The sequence below is a fragment of the Larkinella sp. C7 genome (assembly GCF_006149005.1).
GTDB lineage: Bacteria > Bacteroidota > Bacteroidia > Cytophagales > Spirosomataceae > Larkinella.
Genome location: NZ_VBSL01000072.1, coordinates 1 through 722 on the forward strand (window position 1 = coordinate 1; position 722 = coordinate 722).

A 722-nucleotide genomic window follows, 5' to 3' on the forward strand; every position below is an offset into this window, starting at 1 on the left:
ACGCGGCTGATCCTGCTCGAAGGCCCCTGGCTCTGGAATCGCCTGATGTGGTTTGGCCTGGCGGCCGGGGCGCTGGCTTTTACGTACTTCCGGTTTCGGTTGGGCCACGTTATACCGAATACCCCATGGACGCGTATTTTCAGTCGCCGATCCAATCCTGGGCGCTCCCCTGTACTCACTGCTCCGGACGCATCGGATCCAGGCAACCGGGACACCAGTCCGATCAACCTGCCGAACCGCACCCGTCATTTTGGATTCGCCACGGATGTGCGCCAGGCACTCGCCATTGCCCTCTCTTCGTTCGGGATGATTGCCAGAACCCGGGGGGGACTCACGCTGGTAGCCCTGTTGTCTATTGGCACCGGTCTGTTCGCAACCGAATACATGGAGTGGCTGGGGGTTCCGTTGTTGGCCCGCACCGAGGAGGTTTTACGAATTTTAGCACCCGCCCTGAGCAGCCTCAAAACCCAGTGGATCATCATTCCCCAGCTCACCATCTTCTACGCCGGTGAGCTGGTCTGGCGCGAGCGTGAAGCCGGGCTCAATGAGCTTTCGGATACGACGCCGGTGCGCGAATGGGTCCTGCTGCTGGGCAAATTCCTGGGACTTTCGCTCGTCATCATCACCTGGATGGCCTTCCTGATGGGGGCCGGCATCATCAACCAGCTCGTCATGAGGTATCACCATTTCGAGATTGGGGTATACCTGAAGGCGCTCTTCGG

General features: G+C 59.7%; 1 pseudogene. It reads left to right on the forward strand.

Annotation, left to right across the window (positions count from 1 at the left end):
* Positions 1–722: pseudogene (locus FH871_RS33395) on the forward strand (ABC transporter permease); the annotation flags it as partial.